General features: G+C 72.9%; 20 protein-coding genes. 13 read left to right on the forward strand and 7 right to left on the reverse strand.

Features of this window, described 5'->3' with window-relative positions; all coding sequences use genetic code 11:
* Positions 1-9: 9 nt before the first annotated feature.
* Positions 10-897, forward strand: coding sequence for an alpha/beta hydrolase (locus AB0D66_RS07765; RefSeq protein WP_362298205.1), 888 nt, complete (start codon positions 10-12; stop codon positions 895-897).
* A 51-nt stretch (positions 898-948) separates the two neighbouring features.
* Here AB0D66_RS07765 and AB0D66_RS07770 read toward each other — a convergent pair whose 3' ends face one another.
* The gene (locus AB0D66_RS07770; protein ID WP_362298208.1) at positions 949-1,320 is read right to left on the reverse strand and encodes an ArsC/Spx/MgsR family protein; all 372 of its coding nucleotides are present in this window, start codon (positions 1,318-1,320) and stop codon (positions 949-951) included.
* 129 nt (positions 1,321-1,449) lie between these two features.
* Between AB0D66_RS07770 and AB0D66_RS07775 the strand changes: the two genes are divergently transcribed.
* Entirely contained in the window at positions 1,450-1,701 is a 252-nt protein-coding gene (locus AB0D66_RS07775) for a hypothetical protein (protein ID WP_362298211.1), read from the forward strand.
* 173 nt (positions 1,702-1,874) lie between these two features.
* On the opposite strand, the gene AB0D66_RS07780 is transcribed toward AB0D66_RS07775, so the two are convergent.
* Positions 1,875-2,960 carry a PP2C family protein-serine/threonine phosphatase gene (locus tag AB0D66_RS07780; RefSeq protein ID WP_362298214.1) on the reverse strand — a complete coding sequence of 362 codons (1,086 nt, stop codon included), beginning with the start codon at positions 2,958-2,960 and terminating at the stop codon, positions 1,875-1,877.
* A gap of 191 nt (positions 2,961-3,151) precedes the next feature.
* Here AB0D66_RS07780 and AB0D66_RS07785 point away from each other — a divergent pair, with 191 nt between their 5' ends.
* From AB0D66_RS07785 to AB0D66_RS07795, 3 genes are all read left to right on the forward strand, one after another.
* Positions 3,152-3,817, forward strand: a complete 666-nt coding sequence (locus AB0D66_RS07785) for a VIT family protein (protein WP_362298298.1) — start codon at positions 3,152-3,154, stop codon at positions 3,815-3,817.
* A 342-nt stretch (positions 3,818-4,159) separates the two neighbouring features.
* Complete coding sequence (locus AB0D66_RS07790) at positions 4,160-5,047, forward strand: TIGR01777 family oxidoreductase (protein WP_362298217.1); 888 nt, start codon at positions 4,160-4,162, stop codon at positions 5,045-5,047.
* A gap of 182 nt (positions 5,048-5,229) precedes the next feature.
* Positions 5,230-6,501, forward strand: a complete 1,272-nt coding sequence (locus tag AB0D66_RS07795) for an FAD-dependent oxidoreductase (RefSeq protein WP_362298220.1) — start codon at positions 5,230-5,232, stop codon at positions 6,499-6,501.
* Positions 6,502-6,575: 74 nt separating this feature from the next.
* On the opposite strand, the gene AB0D66_RS07800 is transcribed toward AB0D66_RS07795, so the two are convergent.
* The gene (locus AB0D66_RS07800) at positions 6,576-8,015 is read right to left on the reverse strand and encodes a regulator (protein WP_362298223.1); all 1,440 of its coding nucleotides are present in this window, start codon (positions 8,013-8,015) and stop codon (positions 6,576-6,578) included.
* A 572-nt stretch (positions 8,016-8,587) separates the two neighbouring features.
* Here AB0D66_RS07800 and lipB point away from each other — a divergent pair.
* The 4 genes from lipB to AB0D66_RS07820 all read left to right on the forward strand — a co-directional run bounded on the left by lipB (position 8,588) and on the right by AB0D66_RS07820 (position 11,568).
* A complete protein-coding gene (gene lipB, locus AB0D66_RS07805; protein WP_362298226.1) occupies positions 8,588-9,385 on the forward strand; it encodes a lipoyl(octanoyl) transferase LipB in 798 nt (265 codons plus the stop codon).
* 110 nt (positions 9,386-9,495) lie between these two features.
* A complete protein-coding gene (gene lipA / locus AB0D66_RS07810; protein ID WP_361751405.1) occupies positions 9,496-10,446 on the forward strand; it encodes a lipoyl synthase in 951 nt (316 codons plus the stop codon).
* Between the two features lie 215 nt (positions 10,447-10,661).
* Positions 10,662-10,859: a hypothetical protein gene (locus AB0D66_RS07815; RefSeq protein ID WP_362298301.1), complete on the forward strand. Its 198-nt coding sequence runs from the start codon at positions 10,662-10,664 to the stop codon at positions 10,857-10,859.
* A 10-nt stretch (positions 10,860-10,869) separates the two neighbouring features.
* Complete coding sequence (locus AB0D66_RS07820; RefSeq protein WP_362298230.1) at positions 10,870-11,568, forward strand: DUF4191 domain-containing protein; 699 nt, start codon at positions 10,870-10,872, stop codon at positions 11,566-11,568.
* A gap of 117 nt (positions 11,569-11,685) precedes the next feature.
* Here the strand turns inward: AB0D66_RS07820 and AB0D66_RS07825 are convergent, their stop codons facing one another.
* Positions 11,686-12,153: an RDD family protein gene (locus AB0D66_RS07825; RefSeq protein ID WP_362298233.1), complete on the reverse strand. Its 468-nt coding sequence runs from the start codon at positions 12,151-12,153 to the stop codon at positions 11,686-11,688.
* Positions 12,154-12,338: 185 nt separating this feature from the next.
* Between AB0D66_RS07825 and glnA the strand changes: the two genes are divergently transcribed.
* Both glnA and AB0D66_RS07835 read left to right on the forward strand, forming a co-directional pair.
* Positions 12,339-13,748 carry a type I glutamate--ammonia ligase gene (gene glnA / locus AB0D66_RS07830; RefSeq protein WP_361751410.1) on the forward strand — a complete coding sequence of 470 codons (1,410 nt, stop codon included), beginning with the start codon at positions 12,339-12,341 and terminating at the stop codon, positions 13,746-13,748.
* Positions 13,749-13,916: 168 nt separating this feature from the next.
* Complete coding sequence (locus AB0D66_RS07835; RefSeq protein ID WP_362298238.1) at positions 13,917-14,558, forward strand: hypothetical protein; 642 nt, start codon at positions 13,917-13,919, stop codon at positions 14,556-14,558.
* Between the two features lie 77 nt (positions 14,559-14,635).
* On the opposite strand, the gene AB0D66_RS07840 is transcribed toward AB0D66_RS07835, so the two are convergent.
* Positions 14,636-15,289, reverse strand: coding sequence for a TetR family transcriptional regulator (locus AB0D66_RS07840; protein WP_362298241.1), 654 nt, complete (start codon positions 15,287-15,289; stop codon positions 14,636-14,638).
* A gap of 86 nt (positions 15,290-15,375) precedes the next feature.
* Here AB0D66_RS07840 and AB0D66_RS07845 point away from each other — a divergent pair, with 86 nt between their 5' ends.
* Complete coding sequence (locus AB0D66_RS07845) at positions 15,376-16,146, forward strand: SDR family oxidoreductase (protein ID WP_362298244.1); 771 nt, start codon at positions 15,376-15,378, stop codon at positions 16,144-16,146.
* A 68-nt stretch (positions 16,147-16,214) separates the two neighbouring features.
* On the opposite strand, the gene AB0D66_RS07850 is transcribed toward AB0D66_RS07845, so the two are convergent.
* The gene (locus AB0D66_RS07850; RefSeq protein ID WP_362298247.1) at positions 16,215-16,733 is read right to left on the reverse strand and encodes a DUF4240 domain-containing protein; all 519 of its coding nucleotides are present in this window, start codon (positions 16,731-16,733) and stop codon (positions 16,215-16,217) included.
* Positions 16,734-16,889: 156 nt separating this feature from the next.
* Between AB0D66_RS07850 and AB0D66_RS07855 the strand changes: the two genes are divergently transcribed.
* The gene (locus AB0D66_RS07855) at positions 16,890-18,551 is read left to right on the forward strand and encodes a protein kinase (protein ID WP_362298249.1); all 1,662 of its coding nucleotides are present in this window, start codon (positions 16,890-16,892) and stop codon (positions 18,549-18,551) included.
* Between the two features lie 45 nt (positions 18,552-18,596).
* On the opposite strand, the gene aceE is transcribed toward AB0D66_RS07855, so the two are convergent.
* Positions 18,597-21,281, reverse strand: coding sequence for a pyruvate dehydrogenase (acetyl-transferring), homodimeric type (gene aceE / locus AB0D66_RS07860; RefSeq protein WP_362298252.1), 2,685 nt, complete (start codon positions 21,279-21,281; stop codon positions 18,597-18,599).
* Between the last annotated feature and the right edge of the window lie 156 nt (positions 21,282-21,437).

Below are 21,437 nucleotides of genomic sequence, written 5' to 3' on the forward strand. Positions count from 1 at the left end.
GAGCCGGTCATGTCCACGCCCCCTCACCTTCCGACCGCCCGCGACCGCTTCCGTACCGCGTACGACGCGGTCCTCGCCCAATGGCCCGAACCGGTCCGGAGCGTCGACCTGCCCACCCCGTACGGCCTCACCCGCGTCAACAGCTGCGGTCCGGCCGGGGCTCCGCCGCTGGTGCTGCTGCCCGGCGCAGGTGCCACCTCCACGGTGTGGGGGGCCTGCGCCGGGGCCGGGCTCGCGGGCACCCACCGGGTGCACGCCGTGGACCTGGTGGGGGACCCGGGACTCAGCGTCCCGGAGCCCGGGCGGGCGGTACGGACCACCGGGGACCTCGTCGGATGGCTCGACGCGGTGATCGACGGGCTCGGCCCGCAGGCCCCGGTCACGCTCGCCGGCCACTCGTACGGGGCCTGGATCGCCGCCCACTACGCGGCCTCGAGGCCCGCCCGGCTCGGCCGCCTCGTGCTGCTCGACCCGACCCGGGTCTTCGCCGGGCTCCGCCCCGGCTACGTGCTGCGCGCCCTGCCCATGCTGGTGCGGCCCACCCCGGAGCGGATCGGCTCCTTCCTCGCCTGGGAGAGCGGCGGAGCCGCGCTCGACCCGGCGTGGCTTCGGCTCCAGGGCGAGACGGCCCGCTTCCGGGCCGTGCGCCCGGTCACCGGGCCGCGCCCCGACCTGACCGGGCTCGGGGGCACGCCGGTCGGCGGCCGGCCGCAGGCGGGTGTCGACGTCCGGCTCCTGTTCGCCGGGCGCGCCCGCTGCCATGACGCCGACCGGGCGGCCCGGGCCGCGCGGCGGGTGCTCCCGGGCGCGCGGGTCGAGGTACTGCCCGGGGTCTCGCACCACGCGCTGCCGCTGACGGCGGCCGGGGAGATCGCCCGGCTGGTCGCGGCCGCCTGAGGGTGCCTTGCCGATCAGGCCGGGCTCGCGGCCTGATCGACGAGGCGCCGCCTAGCCCTTGCGGGACAGGGCCTCGCGGACGGCCTCCTCGGAGCGCGCGACCACCGCGGTGCCGTCCTCGGCGGTGATGATGGGACGCTGGATCAGCTTGGGGTGCGCGGCCAGGTGCGCGATCCAGCGGCCCCGCGCCGAGTCGGTCTCCTCGCGCGGCAGGTCGCGTACGCCCGTCTCCTTGGCCAGCGGGTCCGAGGTGCGGGTGATGTCCCACGGCTCCAGTCCGAGGCGGCCGAGGACCTCGCGGATCTCGTCCTCGGAGGGCACGTCCTCCAGGTACCGGCGGACGGTGTAGTCGGCGCCCTCGGCGTCCAGCAGGGTCAGTGCGCTGCGGCACTTCGAGCACGCGGGATTGATCCAGATCTCCATGCCGCCCAGCCTATCCACGGGCCGTCAGGGGCCCCGTCCGGTGCCGGTCCGGCCAGGGCTTTTGTCAGTGCCGCCCGGTAAAATCGAGGGAGAACGACGGGAAGCCAACTACCGTTTGGGAGGCTGTAGATGGCCACTGCCACCACCATTGCGCCCGTGAAGAAGAAGCCGCTGCCGGCGGGCCTGCCCCGCGAGTGGTACGAGAGCCACAACCGCCGTCTCAAGGCGATGCGCCTGGCGATATCCCTGCTCGATTCGGGGACGTATGACGCCCGGCGCGCGACCAACCGGAAGATCCGGACGATGGCGGTCCGGACGGGGGTCCACCGGCCGTCCAACGTCACCTGCAAGATGGTGCGCGCCTTCATCCAGGCGGCGTGAGCCGGCCGTAGCGAACGGCGCGCGGAGCCCTCTCCGCCGGCCCGGCGGGGAGGGGTTCCGGTCGGGCCGGCGGAGAGACGGGGTGTCTCCGCCGCGGCCCTCACCGCGTCTGCGCGACGGCTGCGTACGGCTCGACGGTTGCGTACGGTGTGCGCGCGGCCGGGGCCCGGTGATCATGCCGAGCCGTCCGGTGACAGCAGCAGCAGGGCCACGTCGTCGCGCGGCCCGCCGTCCGTGAAGGCCAGCAGGTCCCGCCAGACCGCCCCGACCAGGCCCGCAGGATCCCGCGTCACCACGGTCAGCCGCGTCGCCAGGGGGTAGAAGTGCCCCGCCGCGTCCCGGGCCTCGGTCACGCCGTCGGTGTGCAGCAGGAAGCGGTCCCCGGCGCGCACCGCCAGCTCCGTCACCGGCGGCGGGTCCGGCCCCGCGAGCCCCACGCCCAGCGGCGGTCCCGGTTCCACGGCCACCTCCTCGACCGTCGGGCCGCGCAGGCGCAGGGCGGGCGGATGTCCGCAGGAGACGATCCGTACGAGGTCCAGCCCGGGCGGGAACTCCAGCAGCAGGGCCGTCGCGAACAGCTCGGGATGCCCGCCCGGCGCGGCGGCGGCGTCGCACGCGAGCCGCCGGTCCAGCCGGGCCGCGACCGCCGCCAGCTCCGCGTCGTCGAGCACCGCCTCCCGGAAGGCGCCGAGCAGCGCCGCCACCGTGCCCACCGCGGCCAGGCCGTGCCCCTGTACGTCTGCCACCAGCGCCCGGACCCCGTACGGCCCGGCCCGTACGTCGTACAGGTCGCCGCCGACCAGGGTGCCGCGCTGCGCCGCCCGGTAGAGGCCGGAGCAGCGCACCGGACCGACCCGTTCGGGCACCGGCGGGAGGACGGCCAGCTGGGCCGCCTCCGCCACCGACCGGACGCTGACCAGCTGGGCGTCCCGGCGCCGGCGCACCCATGCGATCACCACGCTCAGCAGCCCGATGGCGGCCACGGTGGCCAGGTCCGCGCCCTGGGCGTGGGCGACGCCGAGGCTGCGCACGCCGAGCAGGACGAGGACGAGTGCGGCGAAGACCGCGGTCCCGGCCGCCCCGTACGCGAAGGCGGCCACGGGGGGCAGGCCGGCCAGGAAGTAGCCGAGTTCCACGTCTCCCGGGGTGAGCACCTGGGCGAGGACCAGCACCACGAGGGCCACCGCGGGTGCGAGCCGGGCCCAGCGCGGCGGTGGCTCCCCGCGCAGCCCGCCCCGGTCCTCGCGTCCGCGTCTCACCCCTCCACCCTGGTACGCGGGCCGGGTGTGCGCACCCCGGACCGGTCTGCCGGGTGGCCCGGGGCGGCCCGTGCCGGGACAGTGGGGGCGTGACGGAAGACGATGCCGCCGGCAAGGCCCTGACGCGGGCGCATATCGAGGCGCACGGCGCGGGCGGGGGCGGCGGCGCGGACGGGTCGCCGAGCGCGGACATCAGCACGCGGCTGAACTGGCTGCGTGCGGGGGTGCTCGGCGCCAACGACGGGATCATCTCCACCGCGGGCCTGGTGGTCGGCGTGGCCGGGGCCACCACCTCGCGTTCGGCGATCCTGGCGGCGGGGGTCGCCGGACTGCTGGCGGGTTCGCTGTCGATGGCGGCGGGGGAGTACGTGTCGGTCAGCTCGCAGCGGGACTCCGAACGGGCCGCGCTGGAGATGGAGCGCCGCGAACTGGCCGAGGAGCCGGAGGCGGAGCTGGAGGAGCTCGCCGACCTGCTCGCCGCGCGCGGGCTGAGCCGGGAGGTGGCCCGCGAGGCCGCGGAGCAGCTGACGGAACGGGACGCGCTGCGGGCGCACGCCCGGGTGGAGCTCGGCATCAACCCCGACGAACTGGCCAATCCGTGGCACGCGGCCTTCGCCAGCTTCGTGGCCTTCACGGTGGGCGCGCTGCTGCCGCTCCTGGCGATCGTCCTGACCGGCCCGTCCGTCCGGGTCCCGGTGACGGCGGCGGCGGTGCTGGTGGCGCTGACCCTGTGCGGGGTGCTGAGCGCACGGCTGGGCGGGGCGCCTGCGGTCCGCGCGGTCCTGCGCAACGTCGCCGGGGGCGCCCTGGCCATGGCCGTCACCTACGCGGTGGGCACCTGGCTCGGCACCCTGTGACCCGGCCCCCGGGCTCCGCCCAGCCCCTGTGACGGGGCTCCCGGGCTTCGCCCAGCCCCTGTGACGGGGCCCCCGGCTTCGCCCTGGACTCCCTGCGGGGCTGGAAGACCCGGGGCTCCGCCCCGTACCCCGCGCCTCAAACGCCGGCGGGGCTGAATTCGTGCCGATACCCGCCGGCAGGATGCCGCTGGACTCCCCGCCGGGCCAAGCGGGGCGAACTCCAGCCTCGCCGGCGTTTGAGGCGCGGGGTCTGGGGCGGAGCCCCGGGTCCCGGCGGAGCCGGGCTTCGTGCCGCGGTCGGGCTTCGGGGCGGGTGGGGGCGGGGCACGGCAGGATGGGGGCATGCGTATCGCGGTCACCGGCTCGACCGGCCTCATCGGCAGCGCCCTCGTACGGTCCCTACGGGCCGACTCGCACGAGGTGGTGCGCTTCGTCCGCCGCCCGCCCGCCGCAGGCGACGAGGTGCGGTGGGATCCCGCCCGCGGCTACGTCGACCCAGCCGGCCTGGCCGGATGCGCGGCCGTCGTGCACCTGGCCGGGGCCGGGGTGGGGGACCACCGCTGGACCGCCGCGTACAAGAAGGAGATCCGCGACAGCCGGGTCCTCGGCACCGCCGCCCTCGCGCGCGCCATGGCCGCGCTCGACGAGCCGCCCGCCGTGTTCGTCAGCGGTTCGGCGGTCGGCTACTACGGGGACACCGGTGACCGGCCCGTCGACGAGGACGCCCCCGCCGGGCGCGGCTTCCTGCCCTCCGTCTGCGTGGAGTGGGAGGCGGCCGCGCGGCCGGCCCGCGCGGCCGGGATCCGTACCGCCTTCGCCCGTACCGGACTCGTCGTCGCCCGTGAAGGCGGGGCCTGGGGCAAGCTGTTCCCGGTCTTCCGGGCCGGTGTCGGCGGCCGGCTCGGCAACGGGCGGCAGTACTGGCCGTACATCTCCCTCCACGACGAGATCGCGGCCCTGCGCCACATCATCGACACCCCCGGCCTCGAGGGCCCGGTCAACCTCACCGCCCCCGAGCCGCTGACCAACCGCCAGATCACCGCGGCCATGGCCCGGGTGCTGCGCCGGCCCGCGCTGCTGCCCGTACCGGCCCTGGCCCTGCGCATCGTGCTCGGGGAGCTCTCCGAGGACGTGCTCGGCAGCCAGCGGGCCCGGCCCGCCCGGCTGTTGGAGTCCGGCTTCGTCTTCCGCCACCCGGGCATCGAGGACGCGATCCGGGCCGCCCTGTAGGGGCCGTCGGGCACGCCCCGGCGCCTGTGCGACCGGCGTGCGACCGTTTGTGAGCCGGATGCGACCACTGTGCGACCGGAGTTGACCACAATCCGGCAATACCCCGTCCAACTCGGTTTCCACTGGAGCCGGTTGCGGGAAGGAGGTCGTGACACAGCCGCGCCGACCTCGGGGAGGGGCACGTGCTCAGCAGCTCACACCATTCCGCACACCATGCGGACGTCGTCATCGTAGGAGCCGGAGTCTCAGGACTCGCGGCAGCGCACCACCTGATCGCAGCGGGGGTCACCGTCATCGTCCTGGAGGCCGCGGGCGACCCCGGCGGCCGGATGGCCACCGTGTCGGCCGACGGGTTCCGGCTGGACCGGATCGGCCAGTTGCTCAACACCGCCTACCCGGAACTCGACCGCACCCCGGGCCTGGCCGGCCTGCCCCTGCGCAGCTTCGCGCCCGGGGTCCTGGTCCACACCGACGGCAGGCAGCTGCGGGCCGGATCGCTCACCCCGGCCCGCGCGCTGGCCAGCGGCTCCCTCGACCAGGCCCGGCTCAGCGCCGTCCTCGGCCGACTCGCCGCCCTGCCCGAGGAGCGTCTGCTGGCCCGGCCCGAACGCACCGCCCTCGCCGTCCTGCGCTCCCGCGGCCTGCCGCCGCGCACCGCCACCGGTGTGCTCCGGCCGCTGCTGTCGACCCTGCTCTGCGACCCGGGCCTGGGCACCTCCAGCCGGGTCGCGGACCTGGCCCTGCGCACCTTCGCCCGCGGCCGCCTCGCCGTGCCCGAGGGCGGGGCCGCGACCCTGCCCGAGCGGCTCGCCGCCGGGCTGCCGCCGGGCACCGTCCGCACCGGGGTCCGGGTCCGGTCGGTGGCGACCAACCTGGTCACCACCGAGGAGCACGGCGACTTCCGCTGCCGCTCCGTCCTCCTGGCCACCGGGGCCCGCGCCGCCGCCGCACTCCTGCCCGGCCTGCGCGTGCCCGACTTCCACGAGGTGACCGTCCTGCACCACGCCACCGCCGCACCCCTGCCCTGGGACGGCTCGCTGATCCTGGACGGCGACCCCAAGTGGCCCGTCTCGCACACCACCGTGATGAGCGCGGTCGACCCGACGCGGGCCCCGGCCGGCCGGAGCCTGGTCACCACCACGGTGCTGGGCCCGCCGCCCCCGGCCCGTACGGTCGCCTCGCGCCTCGCCCGGCTCTACGACACGGCCACCCGCGACTGGGAAACGCTGGCCGTGCACCACACCCCGGAGGCCGTTCCCGCCATGCCCCCGCCCTACGACGTACGGCGCCCGGTGCGCGTCCTGGCCGGGCTGTACGTGTGCGGGGACCACCGCGACACCAACACCGTCCAGGGCGCGCTGCACTCGGCCCGCCGCGCCACCCACGCCGTGCTGCGCGACTTCGGCATCCCCCTCCCGGTCACCCGGGAACACGCCCTTCCGGTGGCCGCCTGAGAACCACCCGGCCCGAGAGCCGCCAGGCGACGCCGGCGGGGCCGCCCCGGTCCCGCCGGCCCGCCGGCCCGTGATCACGACAAGGCCGCGACCCGGTCCCGGTACGTCCGCACGGCGGAGGCGTCCCGGTACGGCTCCAGCCTCCGCTCGAAGTCCCGTACGTACTCCACCGCCCGCACCGACCGCATCTCCATCGCCTGCTGCGCCGCCTCCGCCCCCAGCGCGCACGCCTGGTCCAGCTCGCCCAGCCCCAGCCGGGCCGTGGCCAGCACCACCCGGCAGAACAGCCGGGACCGCGCGTAGGCGGGCGCCCGCAGCTGGAGCGAGCGCTCCGCGTGCTGCGCCGAGGCGCGGTACTGCTGGAGGTCCCGGTGGCAGTGCCCGAACTCGTCGGCCAGCTGCGCCTCGTCGAAGTACCGCGCCCAGTGCGGTACGTCGTCCCCCGGCCGGGCCGCGCCCAGCGCCCGCTCGGCCCGCACCAGCGAGGCCGTGGACGCCCGCACCTCGCCGAGGACCGCGTGCCCGCGCGCCTCCGCCGAGTGCAGCAGGGCCTGCACCACCGGCGGGGGACCGGAGCCCACCCCCTGCTGGGCGACGCGGGCCAGCTGCACCGCCTCCCGGCCGTGGCCCAGGTAGACCGCCTGCCGGCTCATGGTGATCAGCACGTACGAGCCGTACGGCCGGTCCCCGGCGGCCTGGGCCAGCCGCAGCGCCTGCACGAAGTACCGCTGGGCGAGACCGTGCGCGGCGATGTCGTACGAGGTCCAGCCGGCGAGCCGGGTCAGATCGGCGGCGGCCGAGAACAGCCGCCGCCCGGTGGTCTCGCCGTAGGTCCCGCGGAGCATCGGCTCGGCCTCGTGCTCCAGGTACCGCACCAGGGCCTGCCGGGCGTGGCCGCCGCCGTAGGCGTGGTCCAGGGCGCGGAACAGCTCGCTCACCGAGCGCAGGGCGGCGATGTCCCCGCCGGTCACCCGCTGGCCGGGCCCCCGGTCGATCTGCCGCTGCCGGGGCACGGTGGCCCGCCCCTGCACCGGGACCCGGGCCGCCACCGGGTCCGCGCCCCGCGCCACGCGCTCGTCGGCCCGCCCGATCAGCCAGTCCCGGCTGGGGACGACCAGCCCGGCCGGGGTGAAGGCGATCTTCCGGAGCTCGGCGTGGGATCCGGAGTCCTTGCGCCACAGGCCGCTGGCGATGTCCACGGCCTCTTCCGGCGTGGCCGCGAACTCCAGGCCCGCGTAGACGGGAGCGCAGGCGTCCAGGCCCAGGTCCTGCGCGGAGAGCCGCCGTCCGAGGCGCCGGGTGAAGACCTCGGCGATCAGCGCCGGGGTGGTTCCGCGCGGCTGCTGCCCGCGCAGCCAACGGGTCACGGAGGTCTTGTCGTACCGCAGGTCGAGACCGTGTTCCAGGCCGAGCTGGTCGACGCGGCGGGCAAGCCCGGCGTTGGAGAACCCGGCTTCCGCGATCAGCGCCGCCAGCTGCCTGTTGGGGACGCGCTGGGCAGGTCGTTCCGTCATCGGCTCCACGGTCTCCTGACGTGACGGACCGGAGTCCCGGCCCTGTGAACGGCGTGAATGTAGCGGCGAACCTCGTCCACACCGCCCTCTCTGCCCCACATTCATCCGATCGTGTGCAGAATCGGTAGGGCGCTTTACGGATCGACCCCCTCCGCCCGCGTACGCTGCGCCCATGACCCGCCGGCCCCATCGGACGCACCTTCCCGAGGAGCGCCCAGAATCCACAGCTCCGCTTCCTCCGCCCGAGCTCACCGAGGCGGAGTGCCGCCGGTGCGGTACCTACATCGCGGGGCTGGACGGCCGGTACGCGTGCGGGGTGTGCGGCTGGGTCAACGACCACTCGGAGGGGCACCGGCGGCTCCCGCGGGCCGACGAGGACCCGGACCGGCCGCCGAAGGGCCGGCGCCGGCCCAAGCAGCTGCCGGGGCCCCTGCCGGGGTCGGCGCCGTGGCCCCCGCCCGGGTCCGCCCCCGGGTCCGCCCCCGGGCCCGCGCCGGGGCCCGCGCAGGGGCCGCCGTACCCTTGCTGAGTGCGATACGTGCACACAGCAGGTTCAACGAGGAGGCGCTGCGGTGGCTGAGCTTGGGTTTGTCCATCTGGGCTTCGGGCCGGAATCCGTCGAGTACACCCGGGCCTGGGAAGAGCAGCGCCGGGTGCACGCCGCCCGCTTCGCCGACGAGATCGAGGACACCTGCCTGCTGCTGGAGCACCCGCCGGTGTACACCGCCGGCCGGCGCACCGATCCCAGCGAGCGCCCACTGGACGGCACGCCCGTCGTCGACGTGGACCGCGGCGGCAAGATCACCTGGCACGGCCCGGGCCAGCTGGTCGGCTACCCGATCATGAAGCTGCCCCGCCCGGTGGACGTGGTCGCCCATGTCCGCCGCCTGGAGGAGGCGCTGATCCGCACGGCCGCCGAGTTCGGCGTGCAGACCACCCGGGTCGAGGGCCGCAGCGGGGTGTGGGTGCTGGGCGACCCCGTCGAGGACCGCCCCGCGATCGGCGGGCTCTCCCTCGACCTCGACCCGCGGCTGCACGACGAGGAGTTCGACGCGCGCCTGAACGGCCCCGAGTACGCCCCGTCCAACGCCGGCCAGCGCCGCGAGGACCGCAAGCTCGCCGCCATCGGCATCCGCGTCGCCAAGGGCGTCACGATGCACGGCTTCGCCATCAACGTGAACCCCGACAACACCTGGTTCGACCGGATCGTGCCCTGCGGGATCCGCGACGCGGGTGTGACCTCGCTCTCGTACGAACTGGGCCGCGAGATCACCATCGCCGAGGTGCTGCCGGTCGTCGAGCGGCACCTCAAGGAGGTTCTGGAGCAGGCGGAGCTCAAGCCCCGCGCGATAGAGCCGGCCGCCGGCTAGCCGCCGGGGAATGGGTCCGGCCCCTCGCAGGTTGGCCGACGTAAGAGCGTACGAAATTACGGGCGTACCCTGGTGGGCGCCCGAACAATCGAAGTCACAGGGAGCCGGTCGTGTCCGCAGTCGCACCCGACGGACGCAAGATGCTGCGCCTGGAGGTCCGCAACAGCCAGACCCCCATCGAGCGCAAGCCCGAGTGGATCAAGACCCGGGCGAAGATGGGCCCCGAGTACACCAAGATGCAGGCCCTGGTGAAGGGCGAAGGACTGCACACGGTGTGCCAGGAAGCCGGTTGTCCGAACATCTACGAATGCTGGGAGGACCGCGAGGCCACCTTCCTCATCGGTGGCGACCAGTGCACCCGGCGCTGTGACTTCTGCCAGATCGACACGGGCAAGCCCGAGGCGCTGGACCGGGACGAGCCCCGCCGCGTCGGCGAGTCCGTGGTCACCATGGACCTGAACTACGCCACCATCACCGGCGTCGCCCGCGACGACCTGGCGGACGGCGGCGCCTGGCTGTACGCGGAGACCGTGCGCCAGATCCACCAGCAGACGGCGGGCCGCGAGAGCGGCCACACCAAGGTCGAGCTGCTGGCCCCCGACTTCAACGCGGTCCCGGAGCTGCTGGAGGAGGTCTTCGCCTCCCGCCCCGAGGTCTTCGCGCACAACGTCGAGACGGTGCCGCGGATCTTCAAGCGGATCCGGCCCGGCTTCCGCTACGAGCGCTCGCTCGAGGTGATCACGAAGGCGCGCGCCTACGGCCTGGTCACCAAGTCGAACCTGATCCTCGGCATGGGCGAGGAGCGCGAGGAGGTCTCGCAGGCCCTGAAGGACCTGCACGAGGCCGGCTGCGAGCTCATCACCATCACCCAGTACCTGCGGCCCTCGCCGCGGCACCACCCCGTGGAGCGCTGGGTGAAGCCGGCCGAGTTCGTGGAGCTGGCGAAGGAGGCCGAGGAGATCGGCTTCTCCGGTGTGATGTCCGGCCCGCTGGTCCGGTCCTCGTACCGGGCGGGACGTCTGTACACCCAGGCGATGGAGAAGCGCGCGGCGACCGTGTGAACTCCCGCACAAAACGCTACTAAGCAGTAACCCCGCATCGGCGCGGCCCCTAGGCTCTTTTCCAGGAAGAGTTCTGGCGGGCCGCGTCAATGTTTCCAAAACGTTTGACCGGCTGGTCATGCGCTGGTAACACCAATCAGTGACGATGGGTCCACGCACCGCACACACCTCCGGCACCCCACGCATATGTGAGCACCGTGAAAGGGATCGACATCATGCAGGCCGCGCCCGTACGCGCCATTGCCATCCCGACTCTCTCCGACGCCTTCCGCGGCATCGAGTCGCTGCTCATGAGCGGCGCCCGGCGCAACGCCTGGTCGGCGGTCCTGGAGGACCGCCGCCGGGCCAAGGACCGGGTCGAAACCGAACACGTACTTGAGGCCGCGGCGACCCGGACCCCGCAGGCCACGTAAACTTCGCTCTATGGCGAGGAAGTCAAACGCAGAGACTGCTGCGAACCCCGGGCGACTGAAGCAGATCGCCCTGACGTACAAGATGACGCGCAAGGCCGACCCGAAGGTCGGTCTGATCGTCGCGGGCGTGGGAATCGTCACCTTCGGTGTCTTTCTTGCGATCGGCTTCCTGATCGGCCACCCGGTCTACCTGGGCATCCTGGGCTTCCTGGTGGCGTTCCTCGCGATGGCGATCGTCTTCGGACGACGGGCCGAGCGGGCTGCCTTCGGGCAGATGGAGGGACAGCCGGGAGCGGCCGCGGCCGTGCTGGACAACGTGGGCCGGGGCTGGACGACCACCCCCGCCGTCGCGATGAACCGGCAGCAGGACATCGTCCACCGGGCCGTCGGCAAGGCCGGCGTCGTGCTGATCGCGGAGGGCAACCCGAACCGGGTGAAGCCGCTGCTCGCGAACGAGAAGAAGAAGCTGGCCCGGATCATGCCGGACGTGCCGGTGCACGACTTCATCGTGGGCACGGGCGAGGGCGAGGTGCCGCTCAAGAAGGTGCGCACCACCCTGCTCAAGCTGCCGCGCGTACTGTCCGGCCCGCAGATCACCGCGGTCAACGACAAGCTGCGCGCCATGGGCGACCTGATGTCCAACATGCCGCTGCCGAAGGGCCCCATGCCCAAGGGCATGCGGATGCCGCGCGGCGGAAAGATGCGCTGACCCGCTGAGCTGATTTTCGTATACGACACAGGGGCGCCCCCCGAGCCGGCCGTCGGCTCGGGGGGCGCCCCTGCTTCGTTCTCCGCGCCGCTCTCCGCTTCGTGCTCGCCGTGCGGGCTAGATGCGGACCTGGACGGCGCGCGCCAGCCGGTCGTGCAGGCCGCGGCCGTCCCGGTCCCAGATCAGCGCCGGGATGACCAGGGCCAGCAGCAGCGTACGCAGCAGCACACGGGCGATGCCGAGGCGGCCGCCGCCCTCCGCGGTCACGCGCAGGCCCAGGATCCGCTTACCGGGGGTGGAGCCCACGGTGCCGACCGTCACGATGCTCAGGGCGACGAAGAGCCCGAGCGTCCAGTTGCCCGCCGCGGCCAGGTCGCCGCCGGTGATCAGTCCGTACGCGATCAGCTGGCAGCCGACCCAGTCGATCAGGACGGCCCCCAGCCTGCGGCCGAACCGCGCCACCGAGCCGGGCCCCTGCTGCGGCAGGCCGAGCCGCTGGCCCGGGTAGCCGAAGTCGACGCCCATCTCCTCCGCGGCCGCGCGAGGGCCGGAGAGCCACGATCCGATTGCTTGCCTGTTGTCCACCCGAACACGGTACCGGTGCGGCCTCGCGGCCCTCGGGCGGGACCCTGGTTAACTTGTGCGAAACAAATGGGTCATGCTTGAGAAATCCCGTCTGCTTATGGTCGGGTCAGCGTGCGACACCGCACTGACGCACCACGAGCTATACAGCCCGTCCCTCCCCCGGGGTCGGGAGTAGGAGGAGTTGGATGTTCCAGAACGCCGACGAAGTGAAGCAGTACATCGAGGAGAACGACGTCAAGTTCGTCGACGTCCGCTTCTGCGACCTGCCTGGTGTGATGCAGCACTTCACCATCCCGGCGCGGGCGTTCGACCCGGCGGAGGAGCTCGCCTTCGACGGCTCCTCGATCCGTGGCTTCCAGGCCATCCACGAGTCCGACATGGCGCTGCGTGCCGACATCACCACCGCGCGCCTGGACCCGTTCCGCCGTGACAAGACGCTGAACATCAACTTCTTCATCCACGACCCGATCACGGGCGAGGCCTACAGCCGCGACCCGCGCAACATCGCGAAGAAGGCCGAGGCGTACCTCGCCTCCACCGGCATCGCCGACACCGCGTTCTTCGGCCCCGAGGCCGAGTTCTACGTGTTCGACAGCGTGCGCTTCGCGACCTCCGCGAACGAGGGCTTCTACCACATCGACTCCGAGGCCGGCGCCTGGAACACCGGTTCCGAGGAGAACAACCGCGGCTACAAGGTCCGCTACAAGGGCGGCTACTTCCCGGTCGCCCCGGTCGACCACTTCGCCGACCTGCGCGCCGAGATCTCCCTCGAGCTGGACGCCCAGGGCCTCCAGGTCGAGCGCCAGCACCACGAGGTCGGCACCGGCGGCCAGGCCGAGATCAACTACAAGTTCAACACGCTGCTGGCCGCGGCCGACGACCTGATGCTCTTCAAGTACATCGTGAAGAACGTCGCCTGGAAGAACGGCAAGACCGCGACCTTCATGCCCAAGCCGATCTTCGGCGACAACGGCTCGGGCATGCACGTGCACCAGTCGCTGTGGGCCAACGGCGACCCGCTGTTCTACGACGAGGCCGGCTACGCGGGCCTGTCGGACACCGCGCGCTACTACATCGGCGGCATCCTCAAGCACGCCCCGTCGCTGCTCGCCTTCACCAACCCGACGGTGAACTCGTACCACCGCCTGGTGCCGGGCTTCGAGGCGCCGGTCAACATGGTGTACTCGCAGCGCAACCGCTCCGCCGCCATGCGCATCCCGATCACGGGCTCGAACCCGAAGGCCAAGCGCGTCGAGTTCCGCGCCCCGGACCCGTCCTCGAACCCGTACCTCGCCTTCTCGGCGCTGCTCCTCGCGGGTCTCGACGGCATCAAGAACAAGATCGAGCCGATGGAGCCGATCGACAAGGACCTCTACGAGCTCTCGCCCGACGAGCACGCGAGCGTCCCGCAGGTCCCGACCAGCCTCGAGGACGTCCTCAAGGCCCTGGAGGCCGACCACGAGTACCTCCTGGCCGGCGGCGTCTTCACCCCGGACCTGATCGAGACCTGGATCGACTACAAGCGCACGCACGAGATCGCCCCGATCGCGCAGCGTCCGCACCCCCACGAGTTCGAGCTTTACTTCGATCTCTAGAAAATGCCTGATGGGAGGCCCCCCGCCGCACTCCACGGAGTGTGGCGGGGGGCCTTCTGCTTTGACAGCGGGTCGCACTCGGGCGAGGGTGGAAATGTCCTAAAGGCTGGATAAGCGAGACATGTGCGGAGGTGCATGAAAATGCGCCGTAGGATCGTTGCGGCAGCCATGGCAGGCGCCGCGGGAGTCGCGATAGGCGTGCTGCCCGTCGCCAGTGCTTCGGCCTCGGTCGTCACCGGTAGCGGCGGCGGTGGGAACGGCGGCTACGACTGCTACCGGTACCCCTCGAACCGTTCGGACGCCCGGTACGACTACTGCTGCGACCGTGACTGGCGCGACCGGCCCAGCTGGTGCTGGGAGCAGGGCGGAGTCGGCGGATACAACGAAAACTGGCGCGACGACAACTGGCGCGACGCCAACTGGCACTCGAACTGGAACGACTCCGGCCGTGGTGGCAACGGCGACTGGGACTGGGGCAACGGCCGGGGCGGCAACGGCGACTGGGACTGGGGCAACGGTCGCGGCGGCAACGGCAACGGCAACGGTGACTGGGGCGGCGGTGGCGGCGGCAACGGTGACTGGGGCGGCGGCGGCAACGGCAACGGTGACTGGGCCAACGGCGGCGGTGGCGGCAACGGTGACTGGGGCGGTGGCGGCAACGGCGGTGGCGGCAACGGTGACTGGGGCGGCGGCGGCAACGGCGGCGGCGGCAACGGTGACTGGGGCGGCGGCGGCAACGGCGGCGGCGGCAACGGTGACTGGGGCGGCGGCGGCGGCGATGGCGGCGGCGGCTGGGGTGGCGGCCGCTGACTGAAACCTGCCCCTGACACCCGGGGCCACTGGCCCGGGACCGAGGTGCACGATGCCATGCCCTTGCTCTGCTGACCTCAGCGGAGCAAGGGCATCGCGCCTGTGAGGTCGCGCAGGCAGCGCACCGCCAGTTCGGTGGGGGAGCCGGAGCCCGAGACCGGGGCGTCCGTGGTCGACCACAGCTCCAGCGAGATCCGGATCGCGTCCGTCGCCGCCGCGGCGAGCAGGCGTACGTCCAGGAGGTCGGCGTCCGGGCCGGCCAGCCGGGCGACCACCGGGACCAGGCGCTCCTCGGAGTCCTGGTTCACGCGGTACCAGACCGCCCGCAGGGCCTCGTCGCCGGCCGCCGCGCGCAGCAGGCCGCGGGTCACCTCCAGCCCCTCCTCCACCGCCTGGGGTTCGCTCAGCGTCCGCCTGACGGCGCGTTCCAGGGCTTCGGCGAGCGGGGTGCCGGGATCCTCTTCGGCGAGCAGGGCGCGCCAGGCGTCGCCGCCGACCGCGAGCAGGGGGGCCACCGCCTCCTGCTTGTTGCGGAAGTAGCGGTAGAACGTACGCAGCGCCACGCCGGCCCGATGGGCGATGTCCTCGGCCGTGGTGCCGTCGGGGCCGTGCTCGGCGAAGAGTTCGCAGGCCGCGCGGGCGATGTCGAGCTGGGTGGCGGCCTTGCGGCGCTCGGTCAGCGACTGGGCTCCGGGGCCGGCCTGGGGAGCGTACGGACGTGGGGATCTCACGCAGTGAAGCGTACCCCTCGCAGGAACGTTGATTGCATGCTTTGACACCCTGGCAAAACGTGTCATCGCTTCGGTACGCTCGCCCCATGAACCGTTACGAAGGACGTCGCGTCCTCATCACCGGCGGCGGCTCCGGCATCGGCCAGGCCACCGTCCACCGGATCCTCGCCGAAGGCGGCCGGGTCCACACGGTCGATGTCAGCGAGGCCGGTCTCAAGGTCACCGCCGACCGGGCAGCGGCCGACGGCCACCAGGACCGCCTCACCACCGCCCTGCTCGACATATCCGACGAGAACGCGGTCAGGGAGGGCGTGGCCGCCGCGGTCGACGCCCTCGGCGGGATCGACGTACTCGTCAACGCCGCCGGGATCCTGCGCTCCGCGCACACCCGCCAGACCACGCTCGACCTGTGGAACAGGGTCATCGGGGTCAACCTGACCGGCACCTTCCTGATGATCCGCGAGTCGCTCCCGGCGCTGCTGGCCGGCGCGCAGCCGGTCGTGGTGAACTTCAGCTCCACCTCGGCGTCCTTCGCCCACCCCTACATGTCCGCGTACGCGGCCAGCAAGGGCGGCATCCAGTCCATGACCCACGCGCTGGCCGCCGAGTACAGCAAGCAGGGCCTGCGCTTCGTGTCCGTCGCACCGGGCTCCATCGAGAGCGGCATGACCACCGGCAACGGCCCCGGCCTGCCCGAGGACACCGACTGGTCCCTCTTCGCCAAGCTCGCCCCGGCCATCGGCCAGGGCTTCGCCGGCCCGCAGACCGTGGCGGGCGTCGTCGCGATGCTGGGTTCCGAGGACGGCGCGTTCATCACCGGTACGGAGATCCGCATCGACGGCGGTACGCACTACTAGTGCCGTGCCGGGCGTCGCGACCCGGTGAACCATTGCGGTCACAGCACTAGGCGCCGCACCACCGGGGGTCAGCCCCTGAAGCGGTCCCAGAGCCGGGGGAAGCGCTCCGCGAGCACGGCTTCGTTCTCGAAGTCCAGCGGGGCGCCCTCCGGCTCTGCCGGCTGCAGCGGGACGCCCAGGTCCGGGGCCACCGAACCGGTCAGCTGCTCGTAGGCCTCGTCGGCCGCGTACCCCAGCTCCTCGCCGTCGCCGTCGATCTCCTCGTCGAATTCGCCCAGGAGCTCCGCGAGCTGGTCCGGATCGTGCACCCCGCCCTCGAAGACCTCCCGGCCCTGGCCGATCAGCCAGCAGCGGAAGTAGTCGAAGGCGTCGTCGCTCGCCCCGTCGAGCAGCACCCAGGCCGCGCCCCACAGGTCCCAGGTGTACGCCCGGTTGTACCGCGACTCGAAGTGCCGGGCGAAGTCCAGGACGGAGTCGGGGTCGAGTTGGGCCAGCCGCTCCACGAGCAGCTCGGCGTGTTCCTCGGGGTCGCCGTCGGCGGCCTCGCGGGTACGGTCGACGATCTCCCAGAACTCCGTCTCGTCCATCACCGCTCCAGCATCACGGGTCCGACCCCGCGCCGCCACCGCGCGTACGGCGAAAGGCCGGTGTCCTACCCCCCGCCCGCCCCGACCATGAGGCCGAACTCCCCCGTTCGGGCGCCATACTCGACAGCAGGAGGCCGGCGGTCAGGGGAGGCGCGGGTGCAGGACGAGTTGCTCGGGGACAGGTACCGGCTGGAGCAGTGCCTGGACAGTGGCGGGATGGGTCAGGTCTGGGGTGCGGTGGACCACCGGCTCCAGCGGCCGGTCGCGGTCAAGCTGGTCCCCGGGGCGCCCGGGCCGCGCGGCGTCGCGGTGGAGCGGCGGTTCGTCCGCGAGGTGCTGACGGCCGCCGGGTTCCCGAGCCCGCACACCGTGACGGTCCACGACTGGGGCGAGGCGGTGTGGGCCGGCCGCCGCCACTTCTACCTCGTCATGGAGCGCCTCGACGGCCGCACCCTCGCCGAGGAGTTCCGCAGAGCGCCCCGGCCGCCCTGGCAGAAGGTGGTGCACTGGTCCTCCCGGATCGCCTCCGCGCTCGCCTCGGCGCACGCGCGCGGGATCGTGCACCGCGACATCAAGCCGCAGAACGTCGTCGTCACCGCCGACGGGCGCGTCAAGGTGCTGGATTTCGGCATCGCCGCGTTCCTCGGGGACACCTGGCGCCTGTCCGCCCTGACACCGGAGGGCAAGGTGGTGGGCACCCCCCAGTACATGTCTCCGGAGCAGTGCCGGGGAGAGAAGGGGATCGGGCCCCGGTCCGACCTCTACAGCCTGGGCTGTCTCATGTACGAGGGACTCGCGGGCGCCCCTCCCTTCACTGCCGACAGCGTCCTCGGGTTGATCTACAAGCAGGTCCACGCCGAGGTACCACCCCTGGGCAAGGCCGCGGCGGGGGTCCCGTACCGCATCGAGCACCTGGTCATGAGGCTGCTCGCGAAGGAGCCCGGCGCACGGCCGGCGGACGCCGACGCGGTCCTGCGGGAGCTCCGGGCGGTCCGTCGGGCGCGGCAGTGGCGCGAGTCGGCCACGGCCCGGCGCAGGAGCACGGCACGGGCGGCCCGTACGGAGACCGCCGCCCGGTCCCGGGCGGCGGCCATGACCGACCAGGCCCTGCTGGACGCCGCCGTGATCCGGGCGCAGGCCCAGCGGCTTCGCGTGGGAGCCAGAAGGGACGCCGAGGAGGCGGAGTTGCGGCGCCGGGAGGCGGAGCTCCTCCTGAAGGAGACCCGGGCACGGATGGACCGGGCCACGGCGGACCTCGAGTGGACGCTGCGTGACCGGCGGGCGGAGGCCGACCGCGAGCTGGCCGACCGGCGGGCCGCGGTCGAGGAGGCGCTCGTCGAGGTGCGCGAGCGGGCCGAGCGGGACCGGGCAGAGGCCGAGTGGGACCGCGACGAGGCAGAGCGGGACCGCGCAGAGGCCGAGCGGGACCGCGCCGAGGCGGTGCAAGAGGCCGAGCGGGCGCTCGCCGCCGCGGCGGACGACACGCGCGAGATGTTGGCCAGGGCGTCATGGCGGTCCCGCGAGGTGGTGTGCGAGGCCCTGGACCGGGCCGAGCGCCTGCGGGCCGAAACGGCGCGCGAGCAGGCCGCGATCGGTGCGGAGCGCGCGGAGCTCGCGGCCCGCCTGGACTCCCTGCGCGACCGGCTGCTCGCGCCGCCCGGCGGCGGCCGCGGCGGGGCCGTCCCCGCAGCGCGGCCCGGCGGGGGCGCCGGGGTGGCCCGGGATCTGGGGGCGGACGACGTCATGGCCGCGCTGCGGGCGCGGCTCAGCGGGCAGGACCTCGCGGCGGGCGGGGCCGGGCCTGCGGGAACGCCGTGAGGCGGCCCGCCCCGAAGGGAGGGCCGCCTCACGGGTGGGCGGGGCTCAGAGGCCGTAGCGCTCCCGGGCCTCCTTGACGGAGGACGCCGGTACCTCGCCGCGGCGGGCGAGCTGGGCCAGCGCGGCCACCACGATCGACTGGGCGTCGACACCGAAGTGGCGGCGGGCGCCCTCGCGGGTGTCGGACAGGCCGAAGCCGTCCGTGCCCAGCGAGGTGTAGTCCTGCTCCACCCACTGGCTGATCTGGTCCGGGACCTGGCGCATCCAGTCGGACACGGCCAGCACCGGGCCCTGCGCGCCTTCCAGCGCGCGGGTGACGAACGGGGTGCGGACCTCGCCGCGCAGCAGCGCCTCGTCGCACTCCAGCGCGTCGCGGCGCAGCTCGCCCCAGGAGGTGGCGGACCAGACGTCGGCGGCCACGTTCCAGTCGGCGGCGAGCAGCTTCTGCGCCTCCAGGATCCAGTGGATCGCCGTACCGGAGGCCATCAGCTGGACCTTCGGGGCGTCCGCGGCCGGGGCCGCCTCCGCCAGGTCGGCCGCCGTGTTGAAGCGGTAGAGGCCCTTGAGGATGCCCTCTTCCACGCCCTCGGGCATGGCCGGCTGCACCTTCGGCTCGTTGTAGACCGTCAGGTAGTAGAAGACGTCCTCCGGCTTCTCGCCGTACATCCGGCGCAGGCCGTCCTTGACGATCACCGCGATCTCGTACGCGAAGGCCGGGTCGTAGTTGAGCGACGCCGGGTTCGTGGACGCGATCAGGTGCGAGTGGCCGTCCGCGTGCTGCAGGCCCTCACCGGTCAGGGTGGTGCGGCCGGCGGTGGCGCCGACGATGAAGCCCTTGCCGAGCTGGTCGGCGAGCTGCCACATCTGGTCGGCGGTGCGCTGCCAGCCGAACATCGAGTAGAAGATGTAGAACGGGATCATCGGCTCGCCGTGCGTCGCGTACGACGTGCAGGCGGCGATGAAGTCGGCCATGGCGCCGGCCTCGGTGATCCCCTCGTTGAGGATCTGGCCGTCCTTGGCTTCCTTGTAGTACATGAGCTGGTCGCGGTCGACCGGCTCGTACGTCTGGCCCAGCGGCGAGTAGATGCCGGCCGACGGGAAGAGGGACTCCATGCCGAAGGTGCGGGCCTCGTCGGGGACGATCGGCACCCAGCGCTTGCCGGTCTCCTTGTCCCGCATCAGGTCCTTGACGAGCCGGACGAAGGCCATGGTGGTGGCCATCTCCTGCTTGCCGGAGCCCTTGAGCAGCGGGGCGAAGGAGCGGTCCGCGGGGGCGGGCAGCGCCACCTGCTTGACCTTGCGGGCCGGGGCGGGGCCGCCGAGAGCCGCGCGGCGCTCGTTGAGGTACTGCACCTCGGGGCTGTTCGCGCCGGGGTGGCCGTAGGGGACCTGGCCGTCGGCGAAGGCGCTGTCCGGGATCGGGAGGCCGAGGAGGTCGCGCATGTCCTTGAACTCGTCGATCGTGAGCTTCTTCATCTGGTGGTTCGCGTTCTTCGACTCGAACCCGGCACCCAGCGTGTAGCCCTTGACGGTCTGCGCCAGGATGACCGTCGGCGCACCCTTGTGCTCCAGGGCGGCCTTGTACGCGGCGTAGACCTTGCGGGGCTCGTGGCCGCCGCGGGAGCTGTGGAAGCACTCGGCGATCTTCGCGTCGGACAGCACGCCCGCCAGCTGCACGAGCTCGGCGTTGGCGCCGAAGAAGTGCTGGCGGATGTAGGCCACGTCGCGGGTCGCGTACGTCTGGAACTGCGCGTCGGGTACCTCGCGCAGGCGGCGTACCAGGGCGCCCGTGGTGTCGAGCTGGAACAGCTCGTCCCAGGCGGAGCCCCACAGCGACTTGATGACGTTCCAGCCGGCGCCGCGGAACTGGGCTTCCAGCTCCTGGACCACGCGGAAGTTGGCGCGGACCGGACCGTCGAGGCGCTGCAGGTTGCAGTTGATGACGAAGGTCAGGTTGTCGAGCTGCTCGCGGGAGGCGAGGGCCAGGGCGGCGGTCGACTCGGGCTCGTCCATCTCGCCGTCGCCCAGGAAGGCCCAGACGTGCGAGTTGGCGGTGTCCTTGATGCTGCGGTTCTGCAGGTAGCGGTTGAAGCGCGCCTGGTAGATCGCGGACAGCGGGCCGAGGCCCATGGACACCGTCGGGAACTCCCACAGCCACGGCAGGCGCCGCGGGTGCGGGTAGGACGGCAGGCCGTTGCCGCCGGACTCCTGGCGGAAGTTGTCGAGCTGCTGCTCGGAGATGCGCCCGTCGAGGAAGGCGCGGGCGTAGATGCCGGGGGAGGCGTGGCCCTGGATGTAGAGCTGGTCGCCCGATCCGTCGGCCTCCTTCCCGCGGAAGAAGTGCTGGAAGCCGGTCTCGTACAGCCACGCGGCGGAGGCGAAGGTGGCGATGTGGCCGCCGACGCCGTACTTGGAGCCGCGGGTCACCATGGCGGCCGCGTTCCAGCGGTTCCAGGCGGTGATCTTGGCTTCCATCTCCTCGTCGCCCGGGAACTCGGGCTCCGCGGAGGTGGGGATGGTGTTGACGTAGTCCGTCTCCAGCAGCTTCGGCAGGGCGAGGCCGGCGGCCTCGGCGTGCTGGAGGGTGCGGCGGAGCAGGTATTCGGCGCGGCGCGTACCGGCGGCCTGTGCGACGGCGTCGAGGGAGGCCGCCCATTCGGCGGTCTCTTCGGTGTCGCGGTCCGGGAGCTGGTCGAGCTCGCTCGGAAGCTTTCCTACGGGGTCGGACATCGGTGTGCGCCGCCTTCCGGACAAAGGAGAGGTGGTGAAAAAATCCCTGACGGGCAGGACAGGGTCGTTGGACCTGGTTGAGGTCCGCGACGACTGTAAATCGCTGATCGATGATCGATCAAATAAAAGTGACAAAGAAACGTCCATCTGCCAAAA

Origin of the sequence: Streptomyces sp. NPDC048270 (assembly GCF_040652335.1) — a bacterium.
Lineage (GTDB): Bacteria > Actinomycetota > Actinomycetes > Streptomycetales > Streptomycetaceae > Streptomyces.